Source organism: Xenorhabdus ishibashii (assembly GCF_002632755.1).
Classification (GTDB): Bacteria; Pseudomonadota; Gammaproteobacteria; order Enterobacterales; family Enterobacteriaceae; genus Xenorhabdus; species Xenorhabdus ishibashii.
The window spans coordinates 480780-502479 of sequence record NZ_NJAK01000001.1; the positions used below are offsets into that span (position 1 = coordinate 480780).

Here is a 21700-nt window from a genome sequence, read left to right on the forward strand (position 1 = left end):
CGCATGATTATACCTGCATTAGATTTAATCGATGGTAATGTGGTGCGTTTGCATCAGGGAGATTATGACCAACGTCGGGATTATGGCCGCTCTCCGCTCTCTCGTTTACAGCAATATGAACAGGAAGGTGCTAAGTTACTGCATTTAGTCGATCTGACAGGCGCAAAAGAGCCTGCCAAACGTCAGATTGCACTTTTAAAAGAGCTATTGGCAGGCGTTACTGTGCCCGTTCAAGTTGGAGGAGGAATTCGTTCAGAGACAGATATAAAAATACTGCTTGAAGCAGGTGCAAACCGAGTTGTCATTGGTTCCACTGCAATTACACGGCCTGAATTAGTCAAACAATGGTTGCAAAACTACGGAGCAGAGGCAATTGTGCTGGCACTGGACGTCCGCATCAATGCAAATGGGATAAAACAAGTCGCCATTAGTGGTTGGCAAGAAAACAGCAACACTACCCTTGAATATGTCATTGAACAGTATCTCCCTGTTGGACTAAAACATGTTTTATGCACGGATATTTCCCGTGATGGCACATTGAGCGGCTCTAATATCACGCTCTATCAGGCAATCAGCCAGCAATATCCGCAAATCCAATTTCAAGCTTCTGGTGGCATTGGTAGTCTCACCGATATCTCCCCCTTGCCTGCTTCTGGTGTGGCGGGTGTCATTGTCGGGCGCGCATTACTGGAAGGAAAATTTACCCTGGCGGAGGCTATCCAATGTTGGCAAAACGCATAATTCCCTGTCTGGATGTCCGTGATGGACAAGTTGTCAAAGGTGTACAATTCCGTAACCATGAGCTTATTGGTGATATTGTTCCTCTCGCACAGCGTTATGCCCAAGAAGGAGCTGATGAATTAGTATTTTACGATATTACCGCCTCTTCCGATGGCCGAGTAGTAAATAAAAGCTGGGTGGCAAAAGTCGCGGAAGTTATCAACATCCCTTTCTGCGTTGCCGGTGGTATTAAGACTGTCGAAGAAGCGGGACAAATTCTAGCATTTGGTGCAGATAAAATTTCTATCAATTCTCCAGCCTTAGCCGATCCAGATTTAATTAACCGTCTGGCTGATCGTTACGGTGTGCAATGTATTGTCGTGGGTATTGATACATGGTTTGATGAAAACACGAATAGTTATCGAGTTTACCAATTTACAGGGGATGAAACACGCACAACTGCAACACGCTGGCAAACATTGGATTGGATCAAAGAAGTTCAACAACGCGGTGCTGGTGAAATCGTCCTGAATATGATGAATCAAGACGGTGTCCGTAATGGCTATGATCTGACCCAACTGAAATTAGTGCGTGATATCTGTTCTGTACCATTGGTGGCGTCTGGAGGTGCTGGGGCACCAGAACATTTTTTGGATGCTTTTCAATTGGCAAATGTTGATGGTGCTTTAGCTGCCTCGGTTTTTCACAAACAGATCATTAATATCCGTGAACTCAAACAATATCTGGCTACACAAGGTGTCGAGGTTAGAACATGCTGACAGAACGACAATTAACAACTCAGGAAGTTGAGAAACTGGATTGGCAAAAAGTGGATAATCTGATGCCCGTTATCGTCCAACATGCCACGTCTGGAACCGTGTTAATGATGGGTTATATGAATCAGGAGGCACTGAATGTTACGCTCAATTCTGGCAATGTGACCTTTTTTTCCCGCACTAAACAACGATTATGGACAAAAGGCGAAAGCTCCGGCCACTTCCTGAATCTGGTTGGTATCTATCCCGATTGTGACAACGACACCCTGCTAGCCTTAGTCTATCCTGTTGGTCCCACCTGTCATAAAGGCAGTGAAAGCTGTTTTGCTCCTGCACAAACCGAATGGGGTTTTCTCTATGAATTGGAACAATTACTGGCAAGCCGAAAAAATGCCTCGCCAGACAGTTCCTATACGGCTCATTTATATGCCAGCGGAACAAAACGCATCGCTCAAAAAGTGGGCGAAGAAGGCATCGAGACCGCATTAGCAGCAACCGTCAATGATAGGGAAGAATTGACTAACGAAGCCGCAGATTTGCTCTATCATCTGTTGGTTTTACTTCAGGATCAAAAGCTCGATCTTAGTCGTATTATTCGTCGATTACGGGAACGGCACTCAGCCAAGGAATAATTTTCGGTACAGGAATAACGGCTTCGAAAAATAACAGCCACTTCGCCAAGCTATATGTACGAAGTGGCTTCCCGCTGTCTTGTTAAAGAGTCCTGTTCACTCTATTTAGCAGCCACAACCACCTGGTGCGCTTATGGGGATTTCAACTGAAACGGCAGAGTTGCTTGAAGCTGTTCCACAGTTAAAAATGCCATAATGCGTACGGCCTTCACCAATCACATTAAATAAGTTATGGTATCGACTTTTATAAATGATATCTGCCGTATTCCGACATATTGGCATCGCTTTCCCTGTTTCAAATACATGTTCTTGATCAAACATAAAGCGAATAGGGGCATCAGGGAGATTACCTTTGTATATGGCGACTTGGCCATAGTCTTCACAACTATCTTCTAGATCAATCTTGAATAGCCTGAGAGTCATTGAATACAGTTTTGCGCCTCCCAGCTTTTCTTCAATGGGTTTGTTGCGAATAGCCTTTAGATTGCTTGCAACAATCCGTATATCCCGAAAACCTGCATCACGCGCTATTCGCACAAAGTCACCATAATACAAGACATCGCCAATACATTCGCCAATCAGCAATGGATCATTTTTCAACTCTTGGGAAAGTCTGCGATCAGAGAAAATATCAGCAAAATAAATTTCTCCACCAGGCTTGAGCAACCGGATCATGCCCTGAAGCACATCAGATTTTGCAGTAGCTAAGTTAATGACACAATTGGAGACTATGACATCGACACTATTCTGCGGTAAATTGAGTAGATCCAAGGATTCAATATTACCGTGTATAAAATGTACATTACTTTCGTTATAGCCATAGGCCTCACGATGATATTCAACGTAACTCTTGGCAAATTCAATTTGCTCAGGAGTAGCATCCACGCCAATAACCTTCCCTTTTTCGCCTACCAACTTAGATAAAATGAAGCAATCTCTCCCGCCGCCACATCCCAAATCCAACACGGTTGATCCAGCCAGTAAAGGAGGAAAAGGAGTACCACAGCCATAAAAACGCTGCTGCACTTCTGGGTGGATTGACTTTAATATAGCCCTGATCTCATCAGAAGGTGGTTCATCTACAGTGCAAACATTAGTTACCAGGTCTTCCTTGCCCGAAAGCGTTGTACCGTAGTAATTCTGTACATTTTCAACTCGCTGAGACAATTGTTGTTCTCTGATTTTCATCATTCTATTCCTATAACCTCTAATAAAACCCAACCTTAGCTCTGACATAACGCTAATAACGATCGACCTAATGCGTTTATTTGATCAATATTCAGAAAAACAATAAAGCCATGTAACCTGCGATCATTGCCATCGCAAGGATAACAGCGACAAAGGCCGCCAAAAGTTTCAATGTGAATAGGGAGCGTAATAAAATTAGCTCAGTCAGGCTGGCGCCAGCACCACCAATAATTAATGCCAGAATCGCTCCGACGCTGACCCCTTTCGCCATCAAAGCTGCTGAAAGCGGTATCAAAGCTTCAGCGCGCAGATACAGTGGTATTCCAATGACAGCAGAAACTGGGATTGCAAAAGGATTATCTGAACCAGCATATTTTTCAAGCAGACTAGTAGGAACATAGCCATAAATCACACTGCCTATAGCTATACCGATGAATAAGTAAGGTAATACATTCTTAAAATCTGCCCAGGTTTCCTGCCATAGACCGCTATATTTACTTTTTGGACGCACTTTAGTGGTTTGACTATCGCAGCAACCCGTAGATTGTGTAGTCATCTGGGTAGCCGAACAACAGGGAGCTGCCATTGGTTCACAACTATTTGATATAACCGGTTTAATCGCGCAACTACTTCCAGAAACCCCGCAATCAGATCCCTCTTCGTGGCGTACATAACGTTCAAATCCCAATATTTGTAACAGCCATCCGGCACCCAATGAGACCAGAAAGGCAGAAAGTACATATATGGCTGTTAGCGTCAGGCCAAAAGTAGCCACAAACAATACGACGATGATGGGATTTAATAGCGGGGAAGAAAATAAAAATACCATCATTGGACCAAAACCAGCTTTGGCACGAATTAATCCTTTCAACATAGGAATAGTCGAACAACTACAGAAAGGAGTGATAGAGCCGAGGGCAGCAGCTAAAAAATATCCCCTTTTCCGGTTAGCACTCAGTAACGCTTCTACCTTGGATGGTGGTATATGCCGCTGGAGAATACCAACCAACAAACTGATACCAATAAACAAGGCTGATAACTCTATGGCGAGGAAGACAAACATGTTTAGGGTTTCTTGTAATTGGGAAGACATACCAGATCCTTATATATCTATAATTCTAGTAATATGGAAATATTGGGGATGATAGATTGCCATTGCAATTCCTGTCAAGTATATTTCTAGAAACATAGAATTTTGGGTTTAGGGACGCGTATGAAACACGAAGAAGTCGCAGCAAGTCTGGCGGAACTAGGGAATAGTCATCGATTAGCCATATTTCGCTTTTTAGTGAAGGCTGGTCATCAGGGAGCCTCCGTCGGGGAAATTCAGAAAGCTTTAGATATTCCCCCTTCAACACTGTCACATCATCTCAACCGTATGGTGAAGGTCGGACTCATCCGTCAAGAGAAACACAGTCGTACTATCGTATGTATACCTGATTATCAGCACTTGGGAAATCTGATCAATTTCTTGCAAGAAGAGTGTTGTGTGGGGATTTAGCTCGAATACTTCACCGAGCAATAATATCAATTATGTAAAACATAATGGTGACAGCAGAAGACAATATTTTCATCAGGTATATGGAATAAAGCCATAGTAAGCCTGAAAAGAAGAACATGGCATTTCATTAAGAAATATGTGAGTCCACTGACAAATCCCGTAGAAAATAATGGGGCTTGTCAGTGGATCTTAATTTTACTAGAACATTTAGTAAATCAAAACACTACTCAGTGAATTACATTGCCGTCTTAAAGATAGCAACAATTTCTGCATGTGACGCTTGAATTGGGTTGGTGAACCCACAGGCATCTTTCAACGCATTGGCCGCTAATGTTGGTAAATCTTCCTCTTTTACATGCAATTCAGACAGGCCTGACGGAATATTCACATCTTTTGCCAATTGACTGATTGCTCGAATACAAGCGTCAGCACCTTGCGTATCGTTTAAAGCAGCAACCTCAACCCCCATAGCTGCCGCAATCTCTCTTAGGCGAGCGGCAGAAACTTTTGCATTGAATCTCTGTACATGTGGCAATAAAACCGCATTGCAGACACCATGTGGCAAATCATAAAATCCACCTAATTGGTGTGCCATAGCATGGACATATCCCAAGGACGCATTATTGAATGCCATACCGGCCAGAAACTGAGCATAAGCCATATTCTCACGCGCTTCCATATCTTTGCCATCTTCGACCGCACGGCGTAAATAATGGCTGATCATTGTCACAGCTTTCAACGCGCAGGCATCAGTGATAGGGTTCGCCGCCGTAGAGACATAAGCCTCAATCGCATGCGTCAATGCATCCATTCCTGTCGCAGCAGTCAATCCTTTTGGCATCCCTGCCATCAATGCAGAATCATTGACTGACAAGATGGGCGTTACATTTTTATCCACAATGGCCATTTTGATATGACGTTCAACATCCGTAATAATACAGAAGCGTGTCATTTCAGAAGCGGTTCCCGCAGTGGTGTTGATGGCAATCAAAGGGAGTTGTGGTTTCGCTGAACGATCAACTCCTTCATAATCGCGAATATCTCCGCCATTAGCTGCCACCAGCGCAATGCCTTTTGCACAGTCATGCGGCGAACCACCCCCTAAAGAGATCACACAATCACAGTTATGCTGACGCAGAATTTCCAAACCTTCCCCAACATTAATCGTAGTTGGATTTGGATTTGTTCCAGCATAAATTGCACTTTTTATCCCAACATCTGCCAGCAAAGCCTGGACGTTTCCAACAACACCAATCTCGTTTAACACGCGGTCAGTGACAATCAAAGCCTGTCTATAGCCATAATTTTTCATTAATTCGACGGCTTCAGTCATGCATCCCATACCGATTTTATTCACTGGTGGGATAAAAAAAGTTGATGCTGCCATTTGAAACTCCTTAGATTTTACTGAAGTATTCCAAATCTTAGTGTAAAAAACTGGAATTACAATGTGACACTTATCTACCCCAGTAATTTTGACCAAAATCAATAATTGCTGATGCAAGACGGAAAAAATAGGTATCAATTTTCACTTTGAGTTTATGCAGGAGAATATTTTGCTAAAAAACGACATCTTTGAACGCCTCACTACCCTATTAGACACCAACAATGCCCGCTATCGAGTTATGGAACATGCTACTGGCGGTCGTTCAGAAGAAGTAGCAAAAATACGGGGAACCCAGCTAGGACAAGGCGCTAAAGGCCTGATTTGCCATGTGAAAGGAAATGGTTACCGACAGTATGTCCTTGCTGTCTTACCTGCTGATCAACAAGCCGATCTTGCTATTCTTGCCAAACAAATAGGAGGGAGCCGAGCATCTTTGGCAAGCCCAAAAGAGGTTTCTGAATTAACCCGTTGTGTTTTTGGTGCCATCCCACCCTTTAGTTTTCACCCAGAACTGAAATTGGTTGCCGATCCGCTTTTATTTGAGCGCTATGAAGAATTAGCATTTAACGCGGGTAGTCTGGAGCGTTCGATTATTTTGCATACAGCAGATTACCGTCGCATCGCTATGCCAGAATTAATTACCTTTCGGAAAAGAAGCGATTAAAGCCAGATTTAAAAAAGCTGCTCAATAAATTAAAGATAACTTAAATTTTGCTATAATTTAACCAGATAAAGATGGGTGACTATTATATGAATAATATTTTTGTTCTGATAATACTCAGCCTTGCTATCCTCTGTCTCACTGTATTTCTTTATCTCCATGATGCAGAGATAGCACACTGGCTGGAGAGATTTGCCCAACGATTGATTAAGTGGCAACCTCCAGATTGATGCTTCACTTTATGTCATTTCACAAAAAAGGTGCTGAAAATCAGCACCTCACCTTGAAAGCATTAGATATACTTATGGGATACTAAATGATTAGTCCAACCATTCAGTGTGGAAAACACCTTCTTTATCAGTACGCTTGTAAGTATGCGCCCCAAAGTAATCACGCTGTGCCTGAATCAGATTAGCCGGCAATACCGCAGAGCGATAGCTATCATAATAAGAGATTGCAGCAGAGAATGTTGGTGTTGGGATACCATTCTGCACACCGTAAGAAACAACATCACGCAGAGCTTGCTGATATTCATCTGCGATTTGTTTGAAGTAAGGTGCTAAAAGCAGGTTGGCGATAGCGGGGGTTTCATTGTATGCATCGGTGATTTTTTGCAGGAATTGGGCACGAATAATACACCCCGCACGGAAGATCTTCGCAATTTCACCATAGTTCAGATCCCAATTGTACTCATCCGATGCCGCTTTCAACTGCTGGAAGCCTTGCGCATAAGAAACAATCTTACCCAAATACAGGGCACGGCGGACTTTCTCAATAAATTCAGCCTTATCTCCATTGAATGGCTGAATTTCTGGACCTGACAGAAGTTTAGATGCAGCGACGCGCTGATCTTTCAGGGAAGAAATATAGCGTGCAAAGACAGATTCCGTAATAAGTGTTACTGGAATACCCAGATCCAGCGAGCTTTGGCTAGTCCACTTACCGGTGCCTTTGTTGGCCGCCTCATCCAAAATCACGTCAACCAGATATTTCCCGTCTTCATCTTGCTTACGGAAAATGTCGGCAGTAATTTCGATAAGGTAACTGCTTAGTTCACCTTGGTTCCAGTCACTGAATACTTCAGCCAATTCCTGATTGCTCAGGTTCAATGAACTTTTCAACAGAGAATAGGCTTCTGCAATCAACTGCATATCACCATATTCAATGCCATTGTGAACCATCTTCACATAATGGCCTGCACCATCTGCCCCGATATAAGTCACACAAGGCTCGCCATCTGCCTGAGCTGCGATCTCTTTCAGAATTGGTGCCACCAATTCATAAGCTTCTTTCTGACCTCCCGGCATAATTGAAGGCCCTTTCAGTGCGCCTTCTTCACCACCAGAAACCCCTGTACCGATAAAATTAATGCCCTGAGCAGACAACTCACGGTTACGGCGAATAGTATCCTGAAAATAGGTGTTGCCACCATCGATCAGAATGTCACCCTTATCCAAATGTGGCATCAGTGATGCAATGGTTTTATCCGTAGCTTCACCAGCCTTAACCATCAACAGAATACGACGTGGCTTTTCCAGCGAATCGACAAACTCTTCAATGGAATAACTTGGAACTAATTTTTTCCCTGGATTTTCAGCAATAACTTCATCTGTTTTATCGCTGGAGCGGTTAAAAATAGATACAGAGTAACCTCGGCTTTCAATATTCAACGCCAGGTTGCGCCCCATTACCGCCATACCGACAACACCGATCTGCTGTTTGGACATGAATAACTCCCGTCTAATAATGACTGCCGCCCACTCAAGATGCTATACGTAATACCGAGCGTAATGCATACCGTATGCAACAAAACAGAGCGGGCAATTTGTTAATGAAGTCACATGTTAACTCAGGAATAGCCATTGAAGGTAGTTATTGATGCAATCGATATCGGCGTGACGTTTTTTTGCTGAAAAAATTTCCAACTGAGACAAATCAACTATTGATATTTCGCATTTCAATACGCATTATTTAATAGTCGGCAAATGCCGTCCCACTAAAAGGCAAAATAAATTGTATGGAATGGATCGCTGATCCGACGATATGGGCAGGTCTGGCCACACTTATCGTTTTAGAAATTGTTCTCGGAATAGACAACTTAATATTCATTGCCATTCTGGCAGATAAACTACCTGAAAAAGAGAGAGATAAAGCTCGCCTGACAGGACTTTCCTGCGCCCTTCTCATGAGGATATTACTGCTATTCAGCTTATCCTGGCTCATTTCCCTGACTAATCCATTAGTTACTTTATGGGAACACCCTTTTAGTGCCCGTGATTTAATTATGTTGATAGGGGGGATATTCTTGCTGTTCAAAGCAACAATGGAATTGAATGAACGGTTAGAAGGAAAAACCTTGCATGCTAACCAACAACGCAAAGGAGCTAGCTTCTGGGCGGTTGTTGCACAAATTATTGTCTTAGATGCGGTATTCTCTCTGGATTCTGTTATCACCGCCGTAGGAATGGTCAATCACATTGGTATCATGATTACGGCTGTAACCATTGCCATGATCCTGATGATATGGGCCAGCAAACCGTTGACAAAATTTGTCAATGCACATCCCACAATCGTGATCCTGTGTCTCAGTTTCTTGCTAATGATCGGTTTTAGCCTGGTTGCAGAAGGCTTTGGCTATCATATTCCGAAAGGCTATCTCTATGCTGCCATCGGCTTCTCCATCATGATTGAAGCACTGAACCTGTTCGCTCAGTTCAATCGCCGCAAGTTCTTGAGCGCTTCCCGCTCCCTGCGTGAAAGAACCGCAGAAGCTGTCCTTCACATTTTAAATGGCAAACGTGAAAGCGCTGCGTTGGATAACCATGCTTCTGATCTCATTGCAGATCATACAGATAACAAAGAAATCTTTGAACCTCAGGAACGCCAGATGATTGCCCGCGTTCTCAGCATGGCACAACGTACCGTCAGTAGCATCATGACTTCACGCCATGATGTAATCTATCTGGATATCCATTCCCCTACCGAAAAATTGACTACGTTACTGAAACAAAAGCCACATACACGAATTGTGGTTACAGATGAACAAAGTGGTGACGAACCACTTGGCGTAGTACATGTGATTGATATCCTTAATCAACAACTGACTCACAATACTTTTGATTTAAAGAAATTAGTCCAACAACCGTTGATTTTCCCAGAATCTCTCTCCTTGCTACAGGCGCTGGAACAGTTCCGTAAAGCGCAAACTCATTTTGCCTTTGTTGTCGATGAGTTTGGTTCTGTCGAAGGGGTGGTTACGGTAACCGATGTGATGGAAACCATTACAGGTAATCTTCCTGTAGGTAGCGGAGAGATCGATGCTCGTCATGACATTCAGGTCATGGAAGAGGGATATTGGATCGCCAATGGATTTATGCCACTGGAAGATTTGGTACTTTATGTGCCGCTGCCATTGGATGAAAAACGGGAATACCAGACACTAGCAGGCTTGTTGATGGAGCATCTGCAACACATTCCACAGCAAGGCGAACAATTGAAGATTAGTGACTATCTGTTTGAAGCACTGGAAATCACCAGCCACCGCATCAATAAAGTGAAAATTACCCCACTGAGCGTGGCAGAAGAGGTGGAAATATAATCCACGATCTTAAAACAGTACCACCGGACATATTCGCTACTGAGAAAAAACCGGCATCAGTCCGGTTTTTTTATTTATGGCTTTAGTCAATAGATCTTCCAGCGCTTTAATATTTTTTATTATTGCTGTTATTTTCGATCCAATCTTTGATAGATTTCTTAACCTTCTGCTGTAATTCATCACGCAACATGGGTTCCACATTCAGCGCATATTGCAGGTTATTCCAGTCACCATAAACCCGCAGGGGGATTTTTAACTGCGCCAAACGACGTACAAATTCGTTCTGCTTGCCCCATCCATTGGTTAATTGCACCCATAATGAAACATCGGTATTCTGTTTCAGTAAATTAGCTTTCCCCTGCCCTTTAATATTGAACATGCCTGAAGTTGCCGCAAGTTCACTGATTTTAATCTCACCGCGCTCCAGTTGTGCTTTCACCGACATGCTCTTAGCTTCAGTAAAATCATTTGTATCTGTAGGTTGGCTGACTTGATCTGTTGCCCGTGCAAAAGATTGTTGAATAAGCTGAGGAATATTCAACCCTTCCAGACGTGCGTTTTTTAAATCGATATTCAAATCACCTTGCCAATAATGAGAAATAGCATACTCGTCATAACCTTCTCCCAAGAGATCACCATTAACATTAAGCTGACCACTGAATATTGATGGCAATGCCAATGCAGTTAACAAAGGTTGTATTTCAATTCTCCGCAAGAGCAGCTTTGTGTGTAGTTTTGCAGGAACAACCGTGGCGTCAATTGAAGTCGGCAACGCAAAATGTCCGCCAAACACGTTGCCACTTAATTTTGTGATTTCGGTCAGGCCACTGTTATTACTCGCTTGCAGGCCAAAATGGTCAATATCCATGCCCTGATAAATGAATTTATCTGCCGTGAATGAGATATCAGCATCAAACCCTTGCAAAAAAGTAAGGTCATAGTTAGATAATGCCGAAACCGAGGTTGCAATCACTGGTTTTAAGGAATTATTTTCCACCCGATAATCATGTTTTACCTGAGGCGTATTTTTCGGTAAAGCATCCCACCCCAACAGGTTATCCAGATTGAACTTTGGTGAACTCAGATTGATGGAATATCGCGGTTTAGCTTGCAAAACGGCAGTAATATCTCCTTTAAGTTCATTTCCATCATTCACTGTCAATGCCATTTTTTGCAGCGCAATTGATTCAGGTGCGGCCTGATATTTCATTATGGCACTCCCCGTTCCTTGGATACCTGTAGGCGGTAACCCGATCCCCTGTAATTGATATGCAAAGGAATTAATGTCGGCCGATAGCTGCTGTGGATAATCAGAAATATCTATCGACGAATTAAGTTCAAATGATAGTTCTTGCTGGTTTTTATTGATTTTGCTGCGGAGGCTAAGGTTGGCGTGATTTTGATCATTTCGCTCCAACAATAAATTGAGATCACGGACATTTACTTGGGAATGTTCGTTAGTTTGCCAGATCAGTAAACTGTCCACTAACCTGATCCTGGCAATACCCAGTTTCCAAGCCTGACTTCCCGTGACGATTGGATAATGAATATCGCTTTCCGGCGCGATTGGGGCTTCTGGCTGCTTTTGCGGCTGGCTATCCGGCGTGAATCGCAAGACAGCCCCTTTCAGCATTACTTCTTTTATTGAGAGTTGATGAGACAGTAGTGGCAGTAACTCCACATCCAAACGCATATTTTCTGCCACAATTGTCGGCACCTTAGCATTCTTGGCGGTCAAAGAAATTTCACCGGTCAGAATGCTTAACCTTGGCCAAACATGCCAACGCAAGTCATCCCGCAACACGAGCTGGTAACCACTCTTCTTTTGTACTTGTTTGACTATGTAGCCACGAAAATCATTTGGGTTAACTAACATAACCAATGTAGTTAAGCCAGCAACAATGACTACCAACAAAATAATGAGTGTCGTCAACAATCTTTTCATGACTTCCCCAGTCCCATGTTCACAAGAAGACTATTTTTCACCAGAAAGCCTTACCAGAAAAGATTAATCCTCACTGATTCGGCTACCTACGGCTCCCTGCTGATTTTTATATTTAGCATCCTGACGTCGGTTATAGGGGCGCTCAGCAGAGCCAGAAAGCGGTTCAAAGCTTAATGCACCTATCACCATACCAGGACGCAAGGCCAAAGGCAGTTTGCCTGAATTATAGAATTCTAGAACAATTTGCCCTTGCCAACCCGGATCAATGCGATGCGCAGTAACATGAACCATCAAACCGAGACGTGCCAAAGATGAACGGCCATCCAACCAACCGACCAAATTATCAGGCAGTGTGACAGATTCCAACGTGACTGCCAAAGCCAATTCACCAGGATGGAGGAAAAATGCTTCTTCATCCGACAACGTAATTTCATCGCTCATGACGCGGTCAAGTGCCGCATTGACTTCCGCCTTAGGACCACTCAAATCAATATAGGCGGCAGTATGACCACGAAAAACACGAAACTGATTCCCGAGGCGCACATCAGCAGTTGCCCCATTAATGCGTTCAACAGGGGGACGAGGGGTAATTACCAGCTTACCTTCATCTAGCCATTTAATAATGTCACGGTCACAGAGTCGCATTATTTCCTCTCAAATACGATGATACTTATGAATACCAGAACAACAGATTATTCGCAAAACTGGCCAATCTTGGCTTTTAATATATCAATGGCCACGCGGTTTTTCCCACCACGAGGCACAATAATATCGGCATATTGTTTCGATGGTTCGATAAATTGCAAGAACATTGGGCGCACGGTTTTCTTGTATTGTTCCATCACGGAATCCAATGAACGTCCGCGTTCATTTACATCACGTTTAATACGGCGCATCAAACAGATATCCAGTGGCGTATCGACAAAAATGGAGAAATCCAGTTCTTGGCGTAAACGCTTATCTGTTAATAGTAGAATACCTTCGAGGATAATAACTCTTTTCGGTTTAAAATGAATGGATTCGGGTTTGCGGGTGTGTTCAACGTAGTCATATTGTGGCAATTCGATGGATTTTCCGGCTTTTAATGCCTGAAGATGTTCGAATAGTAAACTGTGATCCATTGAATTTGGGTGATCATAATTAACTTTGTAACGCTCTTCCATCGGGGTGTTAGTTTGGTCTTTATAATAGCAATCTTCTGGAATAACGCCGATATTGTGATCACCAACCTGATCCCGTAATTCTCGATAAAGTGTGCTGGCAATAAGGCTTTTGCCTGAGGCGGAGGCACCTGAAATACCTACGATTGTACACTTATGTGCTTCATCATCCATACTAAAAATAACCTGGTTAAAAAAGAAAAAAATAAAGTAGAAATATGGTATTCGCTAACACCATGTTTGGCGGATTATAGGGAGTTAATGACTTCTATTCCAGAGTAAACAAGATAAGTCTCGTTTTTTTTGATATGTTTCGCATAAAAATCCCGCAACTTTATGCATCTAGTAGAAAATATTCTATAAATAAGTTTCACATAAATGCGCAACGAGCTCTCTGGTAATTGAAATGCCATATTGTGGTGAAAAATATAGAGTTATTGAACCCTGAGCAATGACTCTATATCAGTAGAGCCATTGTTCAACATTTCCCACACAACCGCTGTTACTACAGTTAAATTCATTAATCAAACTGCACGAAAAGAAATTTCAGTTGGAATTTTTTCGCCTTGCCAATACATCTTCGCAGAAATATTGGCAGCAATTTCACGATAAATATCTGCAAATTCACTGTCAGGCTGGCTGCTTACCGTAGGTTCACCACGATCAAGATCTTCACGCAATGAAATATGCAGTGGGATTTGCCCCAGTAATTGGCAATGATATTTTTCTGCCAGTTTTGCCGCCCCACCCGTACCGAAAATGGGCTCATGATGACCGCAATTACTGCAAATGTGGGTACTCATGTTCTCAATAATGCCCAACACTGGCACATTGACTTTCTGGAACATGACGATGCTCTTCATCGCATCGATCAGGGCGATATCTTGTGGTGTTGTGACAACCAGCGCTCCCGTCACCGGAATATTCTGGGAAAGCGTTAGCTGAATATCGCCAGTTCCTGGCGGCATATCAATCACCAGATAATCCAGATCCGGCCACAACGTATCTTGCAACATTTGCATCAAAGCTTTGCTGGCCATCGGGCCACGCCATACCATCGCATTATCATCGGTGACAAGGTAGCCAATGGAGTTGGTTGCCATACTGTGAACCATAATTGGCGCCATATGCTGTCCATCCGGGGAAGTCGGGCGCTCTTTGGCTGTACCAAGCATATTGGGGATGGATGGGCCATAGATATCCGCATCCAAAATTCCTACTTTTGCGCCTTCCTGTGCCAGCGCCAGCGCCAGATTCACTGCTGTGCTGGATTTCCCTACACCACCTTTTCCTGAACTGACTGCCACGATATTGCGTACGCCATTAACACCAGACAAATCATTGGCTCGGCGCAATGTGCAGATATTGTGGGTTAATCGCCATTCAACGGATTTTGCCCCTGTCGCGGATTGCAAAGGTTGGGTAGTTTCTTTCTTTAATATTTCGAAGGCACGTTTCCAGACAAACGGCATGGTTAATTCAATATGCAGTATTCCATCCAGCATAGTGCAATGATGCAATGCTTTCAGGGCAATCAAATCTTGTTCTAAAGTCGGATGTTTGAATGTTGTTAATATCTTTACAACATGTTCTTTCAGCAGGTCAGGATTGGTCTGCTCGGAGGATTGTGAGTTCATCCCGGCTCCTTTTGATTTATCTTTTTCAACCTAAAACTGTTTTAGCCATCATAACAGAAGCTAACCACTTCGGATAAAGGCAACGAGTAAAAGTGATGAAGATCTTGCGTTACCCTAGCGGCAACGCTCCTTATCAGGTAACATCAAAAACCCTTTTCACTTTACGGAAGTCAGATCCTAACTATGTCTCAAGTCGCGAACAAATTATTGGTGACCTGTGCGTTACCTTATGCTAACGGTCCAATTCATCTCGGTCATATTCTGGAACACATTCAGGCTGATATTTGGGTTCGTTATCATCGAATGCGCGGCAAAGAGGTTCACTTTATCTGTGCCGACGATGCCCACGGTACACCAATTATGCTGAAAGCCCAGCAAAGTGGTATCTCCCCAGAAGAGATGATTGCCAAGGTGAACCTAGAGCATCAGCAGGATTTTGCCGGTTTTGCCATTAGCTATGATAATTACCATTCTACGCACAGCGAAGAGAACAAAGCGCTTGCCTCCAAAATTTATCTGGAACTGAAAAAGAACGGTTACATTAAAAACCGGACGATTTCTCAATTGTACGATCCAGAAAAAGGTATGTTCCTGCCAGACCGTTTCGTTAAAGGCTCCTGCCCGAAATGTAAGGCGGAAGATCAGTATGGCGATAATTGTGAAGTCTGCGGAACCACCTATTCTCCAACGGAATTACTTAATCCTCGCTCCGTTGTTTCTGGGGCAACGCCAGAAATGCGTGATACAGAGCATTTCTTCTTCGATCTGCCTGCCTTTAGCGATATGCTACAAAAATGGACACGTTCTGGCACCTTGCAGGAACAAGTGGCAAATAAAATGCAGGAGTGGTTCGACGCTGGGCTGCAACAATGGGATATTACCCGTGATGCGCCTTATTTTGGCTTTGAGATCCCCGATCAGCCAGGTAAATATTTCTATGTCTGGCTGGATGCTCCGATTGGCTATATGGGTTCGTTCAAAAATCTGTGTGATAAACGTGATGACCTGAATTTCGATGAGTTCTGGGAGAAAGATTCCAAAGCTGATCTCTACCATTTTATTGGCAAAGATATCGTTTATTTTCACAGTCTGTTCTGGCCTGCTATGCTGGAAGGCTGTAATTACCGTAAACCAACCAACCTGTTCGTCCACGGCTACATCACGGTTAACGGCACTAAGATGTCCAAATCTCGTGGCACTTTCATCAAGGCGAGTACTTATCTGAAACACCTTGATGCAGACTGCCTGCGCTATTACTACGCAGCAAAACTCTCTTCCCGCATTGACGACATTGATCTGAATCTGGAAGATTTTATTCAGCGTGTAAACAGCGATATCGTTAACAAAGTGGTTAACCTTGCTTCACGTAATGCGGGCTTTATCAACAAGCGCTTTGCCGGCAAACTGGCAGACCAACTCGCTGATCCTGCGCTATACCAGAAGTTTGTCGAAGCTGCACAGGGTATTGCAGAAGACTTTACTAACCGTGAATTCGGCAAGGCAATCCGTGAAATTATGGCACTGGCCGATCTGGCTAACCGCTATGTTGATGAGCAAGCACCGTGGGTTGTGGCGAAACAAGAAGGCCGTGATGCTGACCTGCAAGCAATCTGCTCAATGGGGATTAACCTGTTCCGCGTGCTGATGACTTACCTGAAACCCGTTCTTCCAGGTTTGGCTGCTCGAGCAGAAGCCTTCCTGAATACTGAACTAAACTGGGATGGTATCCAGCAGCCTCTGTTAAACCATGACGTTTCCCCATTCAAGGCGCTGTTCAACCGCATCGAAATGGCTAAAATTGAAGCAATGGTTGCTGATTCGAAAGAGAGCATCGAACCACAAAAAACCGTAACAGGCCCACTGGCAGATGATCCCATTCAGGACACCATTGCATTTGATGACTTTGCCAAGATTGACTTGCGGATCGCCCTGATCAAACAGGCTGATTTTGTCGAAGGTTCAGATAAATTACTGAAACTAACCCTTGATCTCGGTGGTGAGACTCGTCAGGTCTTCTCTGGTATTCGTTCAGCCTATCCTGATCCCAAAGCGCTGGAAAATCGTCTGACGGTGATGGTTGCTAACCTTGCTCCACGCAAAATGCGCTTCGGTATTTCAGAAGGCATGGTAATGGCGGCAGGCCCTGGTGGAAAAGATATTTTTCTGCTAAGCCCAGATAGTGGTGCCCAACCAGGCATGCAGGTTAAGTAATAATTGCATATCTTTGATAAATATATTTAATAATCAATTAGATAATAAAGCGGGCTCCAAAAAAGACCCGCTTTTTAATGTGATGTGTAGCACATTTACAATGTTAGTCGTATGATAAAACCCTCGCTATACTGAGGAATTATTGATTATGTCTTTCCAAAATGTGCTGATAATCGGTTGGCAATACCTGCGCGCATTTGCGCTGCTCTATTTGTGCCTGATCGCGGGGAATATTATTTCGGCACTGCTTCCCTTCTCTCTTCCCGGCAGCATTATTGGCTTACTTATCCTGTTTGGTTTACTCGCATCCCAAATTATTCCCTCACACTGGGCAAAACCAGGCTGTAGCTTGTTGATGAAAAACATGACACTGCTCTTTTTGCCTATCGGGGTGGGGATCATGGATTATTACCCACAACTTAGCCAACAAATGCTCCCCATCCTTCTTTCTTGTATCGTTAGCACAGTGATTGTTATGATCGTCGTTGCTTATAGTTCCCACTATATTCATCGTAAACGTATCATTATTAGTGCTCAGCAAATGGATACCAACCAGATGAACACTAAGCAGCAAGAATTCACCTCAACGTCAACAAATTCATCACAAGAGCCGAAAGAGAAAGAAAAATGTTAAGCCATATTTGGTGGTCACTACCGTTAACCTTGGTTGTATTTTACTGCGCTAAAAAGCTGTCAGTACGACTCAAATTGCCTATCTTTAATCCGTTATTGATCTCAATGGCCGTTATCATTCCCTTGCTGCTGCTAACTCACACTCCTTACAAACACTATTTTGCTGGCAGCCGGATACTGAACGATTTACTGCAACCTGCTGTTGTTGCTTTGGCGTTTCCTCTGTATGAACAGCTACATCAAATCCGGGCTCAATGGAAATCCATTATTAGCATCTGTTTTGTAGGCAGCATTGTCGCAATGGTTACAGGGACTGCCATTGCATTATGGGCTGGAGCTACACCTGAAATTGCAGCCTCTGTTCTCCCCAAATCCGTGACGACGCCAATCGCTATGGCTGTGGCTGATTCCATTGGTGGTATTCCTGCCATTAGCGCAGCTTGTGTCATTATGGTAGGTATTTTGGGAGCTATCTTTGGTCACAATCTATTTAACGTTCTAAAAATAAAAAACCAGGCGGCACGAGGATTGGCTATGGGTACAGCATCCCATGCGGTAGGAACGGCGCGCTGTGCGGAAATGGATCATATTGAAGGGGCTTACAGCTCACTGGCCTTAATGACCTGCGGCATTATTACTTCACTGATTGCACCTTTTCTATTTCCAGTATTGCTGCATCTATTTGGTTAACCATTTTGTGTATAACCATGACTTAAATCGTTACAAAGTCGCAACAAAAAAGCAAACAAATCCATTAAGACAGCAAAAATTCGATACAGGTTACTAAAATAATGTCTTTATTACACAGATTTCATTAATTATATGGCTTTTATCACATTGCAAACCTGAACAGACGTCCTAGAATGACCTTCAATTAATTTGGAGATCATTCTATGCAAGCTCGTTTTCACGCTATTTGGTCAGAAATGACACCTGAACTGCAAAAAGCCCTATTACCTTATATTGGCAACGACGATTTTCCAGCCATGCTGACAGCCGAGCAAGTAGAATCAATCAAACAGTTCAGCGGGTTTGATGATCAAACACTGGCATTGACCCTATTGCCATTTGCGGCAGCCTATTCCCGTGCCCCTATTTCCCATTTTTATGTTGGGGCAATTGCACGGGGAGAAAGTGGTAATCTCTATTTCGGTGCCAATATGGAATTTGCCGGCGTCCCATTACAGCAAACCATCCATGCAGAACAATCAGCCATCACTCATGCCTGGCTACATGGCGAGAAAAAGCTGGTTGCCATCACTGTCAACTATTCACCTTGTGGCCATTGCCGACAATTTATGAATGAACTGAATAGCGGGGCACAATTAGAGGTTTACCTGCCCAATCGTCCCCCCTTAACTTTGGCCGACTATCTGCCAGAAGCCTTTGGCCCACGCGATTTAGCCGACACACCGTTGTTGCTGGATGAGGTTAATCACGGCTATCGATTATCTACCAGTGATGAATTGGTGCAAGCAGCATTGGATGCAGCGAACCGCAGCCATGCACCTTATAGCCAATCCCACGCAGGAATTGCCCTGCAAGATGAACAAGGGAACATTTACACTGGCCGTTATGCAGAAAATGCTGCATTCAACCCAAGCTTACCCCCATTACAGGCAGCACTTATTTTCATGAATATGGCGGGCGGCAATTGTCAGTCCATCAAAAGGGCAGTATTGGTGGAAGGTAAAAATAACCATTTATCACAATGGAGTGCGACAGAATGTACTTTAACCGCCCTCAACTGTACAAAAATAGAACGACATACATTTTGACATATATATCATCCAATAACATTTTATTAGCTAATTCTGTATGTTATCTCTCACTTTTGCTCATAATAATCATATCTAAGTAACATTTACTGTACTTATTGTTTTTATCTTCTTAGGATCGGTAGCCGATTTTGTTATTGATAAGTTCAAAGAGTAAGCATCATGGAACTGGAACACGAAAGTAAACGCCCTCTCTATATTCCCTACGCTGGCCCTATCTTATTGGAATTTCCTTTGCTGAATAAAGGCAGCGCCTTTACAGAAGAAGAACGCAGTAATTTCAACTTGCATGGCTTATTGCCACAGGCCGTTGAAACAATAGAAGAGCAGGCAGAACGCGCCTACCGTCAATATGTCGATTTCAAAAACGATATTGATAGACACATTTATTTAAGGAATATTCAAGATACCAACGAAACGTTGTTCTATCGCCTCCTTGATGCCCACTTAAGCGAAATGATGCCTATTATCTACACGCCAACCGTTGGTGCAGCGTGTGAACACTTTTCTGACATTTACCGCCGCGCTCGTGGCCTGTTTATCTCCTACCCAAATCGGGCTTACATTGATGACATGCTGCAAAATGCCACCAAGCAGAATGTAAAAGTTATCGTTGTTACCGACGGTGAGCGCATCCTTGGTCTGGGTGATCAGGGCATCGGGGGCATGGGCATTCCTATCGGTAAACTGTCACTGTATACCTCCTGTGGCGGGATCAGCCCTGCTTATACCTTGCCTGTGGTTCTGGATGTAGGGACAAATAACCCACAGCGCCTCAATGACCCACTGTATATGGGCTGGCGCCATCCACGTATTACTGGCAAAGAGTACGATGAATTTGTGGATGAATTTATTCAGGCCGTGAAACGTCGCTGGCCTAACGTACTGCTGCAATTTGAAGATTTTGCCCAAAACAACGCCATGCCACTGTTGAACCGCTATCGCGATGAGCTTTGCTGCTTCAATGATGATATCCAGGGCACCGCAGCCGTTGCCTTAGGTAGCCTGATTGCCGCCAGCCGTGCCGCAGGCCGCCAATTAAAAGATCAAACTGTCGCATTCCTTGGTGCCGGCTCTGCTGGCTGTGGTATTGCAGAGCAAATCATTGCCCAAATGAAATCTGAAGGATTGAGTGACGAACAAGCTCGTGCCCGTGTGTTTATGGTTGACCGTTTTGGTCTCCTGACTGACAAACAACCAAACTTACTGGATTTCCAAAGCGCATTGGTACAGAAAAGCTCCGCCTTACAGTCGTGGGATGCCACCAGCGACTCTCTCTCACTAATGGACGTGGTTCGCAATGCCAAACCTACAGTCCTGATTGGTGTTTCTGGTCAATCTGGTCTGTTCACCGAAGAGATCATCCGTGAAATGCACAAACATTGTGAACGTCCAGTTGTGATGCCTCTTTCCAACCCAACATCACGTGTGGAAGCTCGTCCAGAAGACATCATCAACTGGACGGAGGGCAAAGCCTTGGTTGCAACAGGAAGCCCGTTTGCACCAGTAAAATATGACGGTCAGGAATATCCAATCGCACAATGTAACAACTCCTATATCTTCCCAGGGATAGGTTTAGGCGTTATCGCTGCCGGCGCTAAACGTGTTACCGATGATATGTTGATGGTTGCCAGTCGCGCATTAGCGGATTGTTCACCGCTGGCACAAACAGGCTCTGGCCCATTATTACCACTGATTGATGATATCCAGGATGTTTCCCGCAAAATAGCCAAAGAAGTGGCGAAAAAAGCCCAAATTCAAGGTGTCGCGATTGTTACATCGGAAGATGCGTTAGATGAAGCGATTGAACGCAATTTCTGGAAACCAGAATACCGCGTCTATAAACGAACTTCATTCTGATATTGGTGATAAG

At 43.7% G+C, this 21700-nt stretch carries 20 protein-coding genes; 12 read left to right on the top strand and 8 right to left on the bottom strand.

Annotated elements, in window-relative coordinates:
* The first annotated feature begins 3 nt into the window (after window positions 1–3).
* The 3 genes from hisA to hisIE are packed head-to-tail and all read left to right on the top strand — an operon-like array spanning window position 4 to window position 2128.
* On the top strand, window positions 4–741 hold the full coding sequence (hisA, locus tag Xish_RS02285; protein WP_099116526.1) for a 1-(5-phosphoribosyl)-5-[(5-phosphoribosylamino)methylideneamino]imidazole-4-carboxamide isomerase: 738 nt from the start codon (window positions 4–6) through the stop codon (window positions 739–741).
* Window positions 723–1499, top strand: a complete 777-nt coding sequence (gene hisF / locus Xish_RS02290) for an imidazole glycerol phosphate synthase subunit HisF (RefSeq protein WP_099116527.1) — start codon at window positions 723–725, stop codon at window positions 1497–1499. The genes hisA and hisF overlap by 19 nt, the downstream gene beginning before the upstream one ends.
* Entirely contained in the window at window positions 1493–2128 is a 636-nt protein-coding gene (hisIE, locus tag Xish_RS02295; protein ID WP_099116528.1) for a bifunctional phosphoribosyl-AMP cyclohydrolase/phosphoribosyl-ATP diphosphatase HisIE, read from the top strand. The genes hisF and hisIE overlap by 7 nt, the downstream gene beginning before the upstream one ends.
* A gap of 105 nt (window positions 2129–2233) precedes the next feature.
* On the opposite strand, the gene Xish_RS02300 is transcribed toward hisIE, so the two are convergent.
* Complete coding sequence (locus tag Xish_RS02300; protein WP_244185895.1) at window positions 2234–3319, bottom strand: methyltransferase domain-containing protein; 1086 nt, start codon at window positions 3317–3319, stop codon at window positions 2234–2236.
* A gap of 88 nt (window positions 3320–3407) precedes the next feature.
* Window positions 3408–4409, bottom strand: a complete 1002-nt coding sequence (locus tag Xish_RS02305; protein ID WP_099116530.1) for a permease — start codon at window positions 4407–4409, stop codon at window positions 3408–3410.
* A gap of 120 nt (window positions 4410–4529) precedes the next feature.
* Between Xish_RS02305 and Xish_RS02310 the strand changes: the two genes are divergently transcribed.
* Window positions 4530–4817 (top strand): ArsR/SmtB family transcription factor, encoded by a 288-nt coding sequence (locus Xish_RS02310; protein WP_099116531.1) that lies wholly within the window; start codon window positions 4530–4532, stop codon window positions 4815–4817.
* A gap of 235 nt (window positions 4818–5052) precedes the next feature.
* On the opposite strand, the gene yiaY is transcribed toward Xish_RS02310, so the two are convergent.
* Complete coding sequence (gene yiaY, locus Xish_RS02315; RefSeq protein WP_099116532.1) at window positions 5053–6204, bottom strand: L-threonine dehydrogenase; 1152 nt, start codon at window positions 6202–6204, stop codon at window positions 5053–5055.
* Between the two features lie 154 nt (window positions 6205–6358).
* Here yiaY and Xish_RS02320 point away from each other — a divergent pair, with 154 nt between their 5' ends.
* Both Xish_RS02320 and Xish_RS18515 read left to right on the top strand, forming a co-directional pair.
* Window positions 6359–6868, top strand: a complete 510-nt coding sequence (locus Xish_RS02320; protein ID WP_141553930.1) for a YbaK/prolyl-tRNA synthetase associated domain-containing protein — start codon at window positions 6359–6361, stop codon at window positions 6866–6868.
* Window positions 6869–6954: 86 nt separating this feature from the next.
* Window positions 6955–7095 carry a hypothetical protein gene (locus tag Xish_RS18515; RefSeq protein WP_167383190.1) on the top strand — a complete coding sequence of 47 codons (141 nt, stop codon included), beginning with the start codon at window positions 6955–6957 and terminating at the stop codon, window positions 7093–7095.
* A 90-nt stretch (window positions 7096–7185) separates the two neighbouring features.
* Here the strand turns inward: Xish_RS18515 and gndA are convergent, their stop codons facing one another.
* The gene (gene gndA, locus Xish_RS02325) at window positions 7186–8592 is read right to left on the bottom strand and encodes an NADP-dependent phosphogluconate dehydrogenase (protein WP_099116533.1); all 1407 of its coding nucleotides are present in this window, start codon (window positions 8590–8592) and stop codon (window positions 7186–7188) included.
* A gap of 290 nt (window positions 8593–8882) precedes the next feature.
* Here gndA and Xish_RS02330 point away from each other — a divergent pair, with 290 nt between their 5' ends.
* Entirely contained in the window at window positions 8883–10463 is a 1581-nt protein-coding gene (locus tag Xish_RS02330; RefSeq protein WP_099116534.1) for a TerC family protein, read from the top strand.
* Window positions 10464–10569: 106 nt separating this feature from the next.
* Here Xish_RS02330 and asmA read toward each other — a convergent pair whose 3' ends face one another.
* The 4 genes from asmA to apbC form a co-directional block, all read right to left on the bottom strand.
* Window positions 10570–12408: an outer membrane assembly protein AsmA gene (gene asmA, locus Xish_RS02335; protein ID WP_099116535.1), complete on the bottom strand. Its 1839-nt coding sequence runs from the start codon at window positions 12406–12408 to the stop codon at window positions 10570–10572.
* Window positions 12409–12471: 63 nt separating this feature from the next.
* Window positions 12472–13053, bottom strand: a complete 582-nt coding sequence (gene dcd, locus Xish_RS02340) for a dCTP deaminase (protein ID WP_099116536.1) — start codon at window positions 13051–13053, stop codon at window positions 12472–12474.
* Window positions 13054–13100: 47 nt separating this feature from the next.
* On the bottom strand, window positions 13101–13742 hold the full coding sequence (gene udk / locus Xish_RS02345) for a uridine kinase (protein WP_099116537.1): 642 nt from the start codon (window positions 13740–13742) through the stop codon (window positions 13101–13103).
* A 350-nt stretch (window positions 13743–14092) separates the two neighbouring features.
* Window positions 14093–15205, bottom strand: coding sequence for an iron-sulfur cluster carrier protein ApbC (apbC, locus tag Xish_RS02350; protein WP_099116538.1), 1113 nt, complete (start codon window positions 15203–15205; stop codon window positions 14093–14095).
* Window positions 15206–15388: 183 nt separating this feature from the next.
* Here apbC and metG point away from each other — a divergent pair, with 183 nt between their 5' ends.
* From metG to Xish_RS02375, 5 genes are all read left to right on the top strand, one after another.
* The gene (metG, locus tag Xish_RS02355; RefSeq protein ID WP_099116539.1) at window positions 15389–17416 is read left to right on the top strand and encodes a methionine--tRNA ligase; all 2028 of its coding nucleotides are present in this window, start codon (window positions 15389–15391) and stop codon (window positions 17414–17416) included.
* A gap of 148 nt (window positions 17417–17564) precedes the next feature.
* Entirely contained in the window at window positions 17565–18050 is a 486-nt protein-coding gene (locus Xish_RS02360) for a CidA/LrgA family protein (protein WP_099116540.1), read from the top strand.
* Window positions 18044–18739, top strand: a complete 696-nt coding sequence (locus Xish_RS02365; RefSeq protein ID WP_099116541.1) for a CidB/LrgB family autolysis modulator — start codon at window positions 18044–18046, stop codon at window positions 18737–18739. Before Xish_RS02360 ends, Xish_RS02365 begins: the two co-directional genes overlap by 7 nt.
* Before the next feature lie 203 nt (window positions 18740–18942).
* Window positions 18943–19827, top strand: coding sequence for a cytidine deaminase (gene cdd, locus Xish_RS02370; RefSeq protein ID WP_099116542.1), 885 nt, complete (start codon window positions 18943–18945; stop codon window positions 19825–19827).
* Between the two features lie 162 nt (window positions 19828–19989).
* Complete coding sequence (locus Xish_RS02375; RefSeq protein ID WP_099116543.1) at window positions 19990–21687, top strand: NAD-dependent malic enzyme; 1698 nt, start codon at window positions 19990–19992, stop codon at window positions 21685–21687.
* Window positions 21688–21700 lie beyond the last annotated feature (13 nt).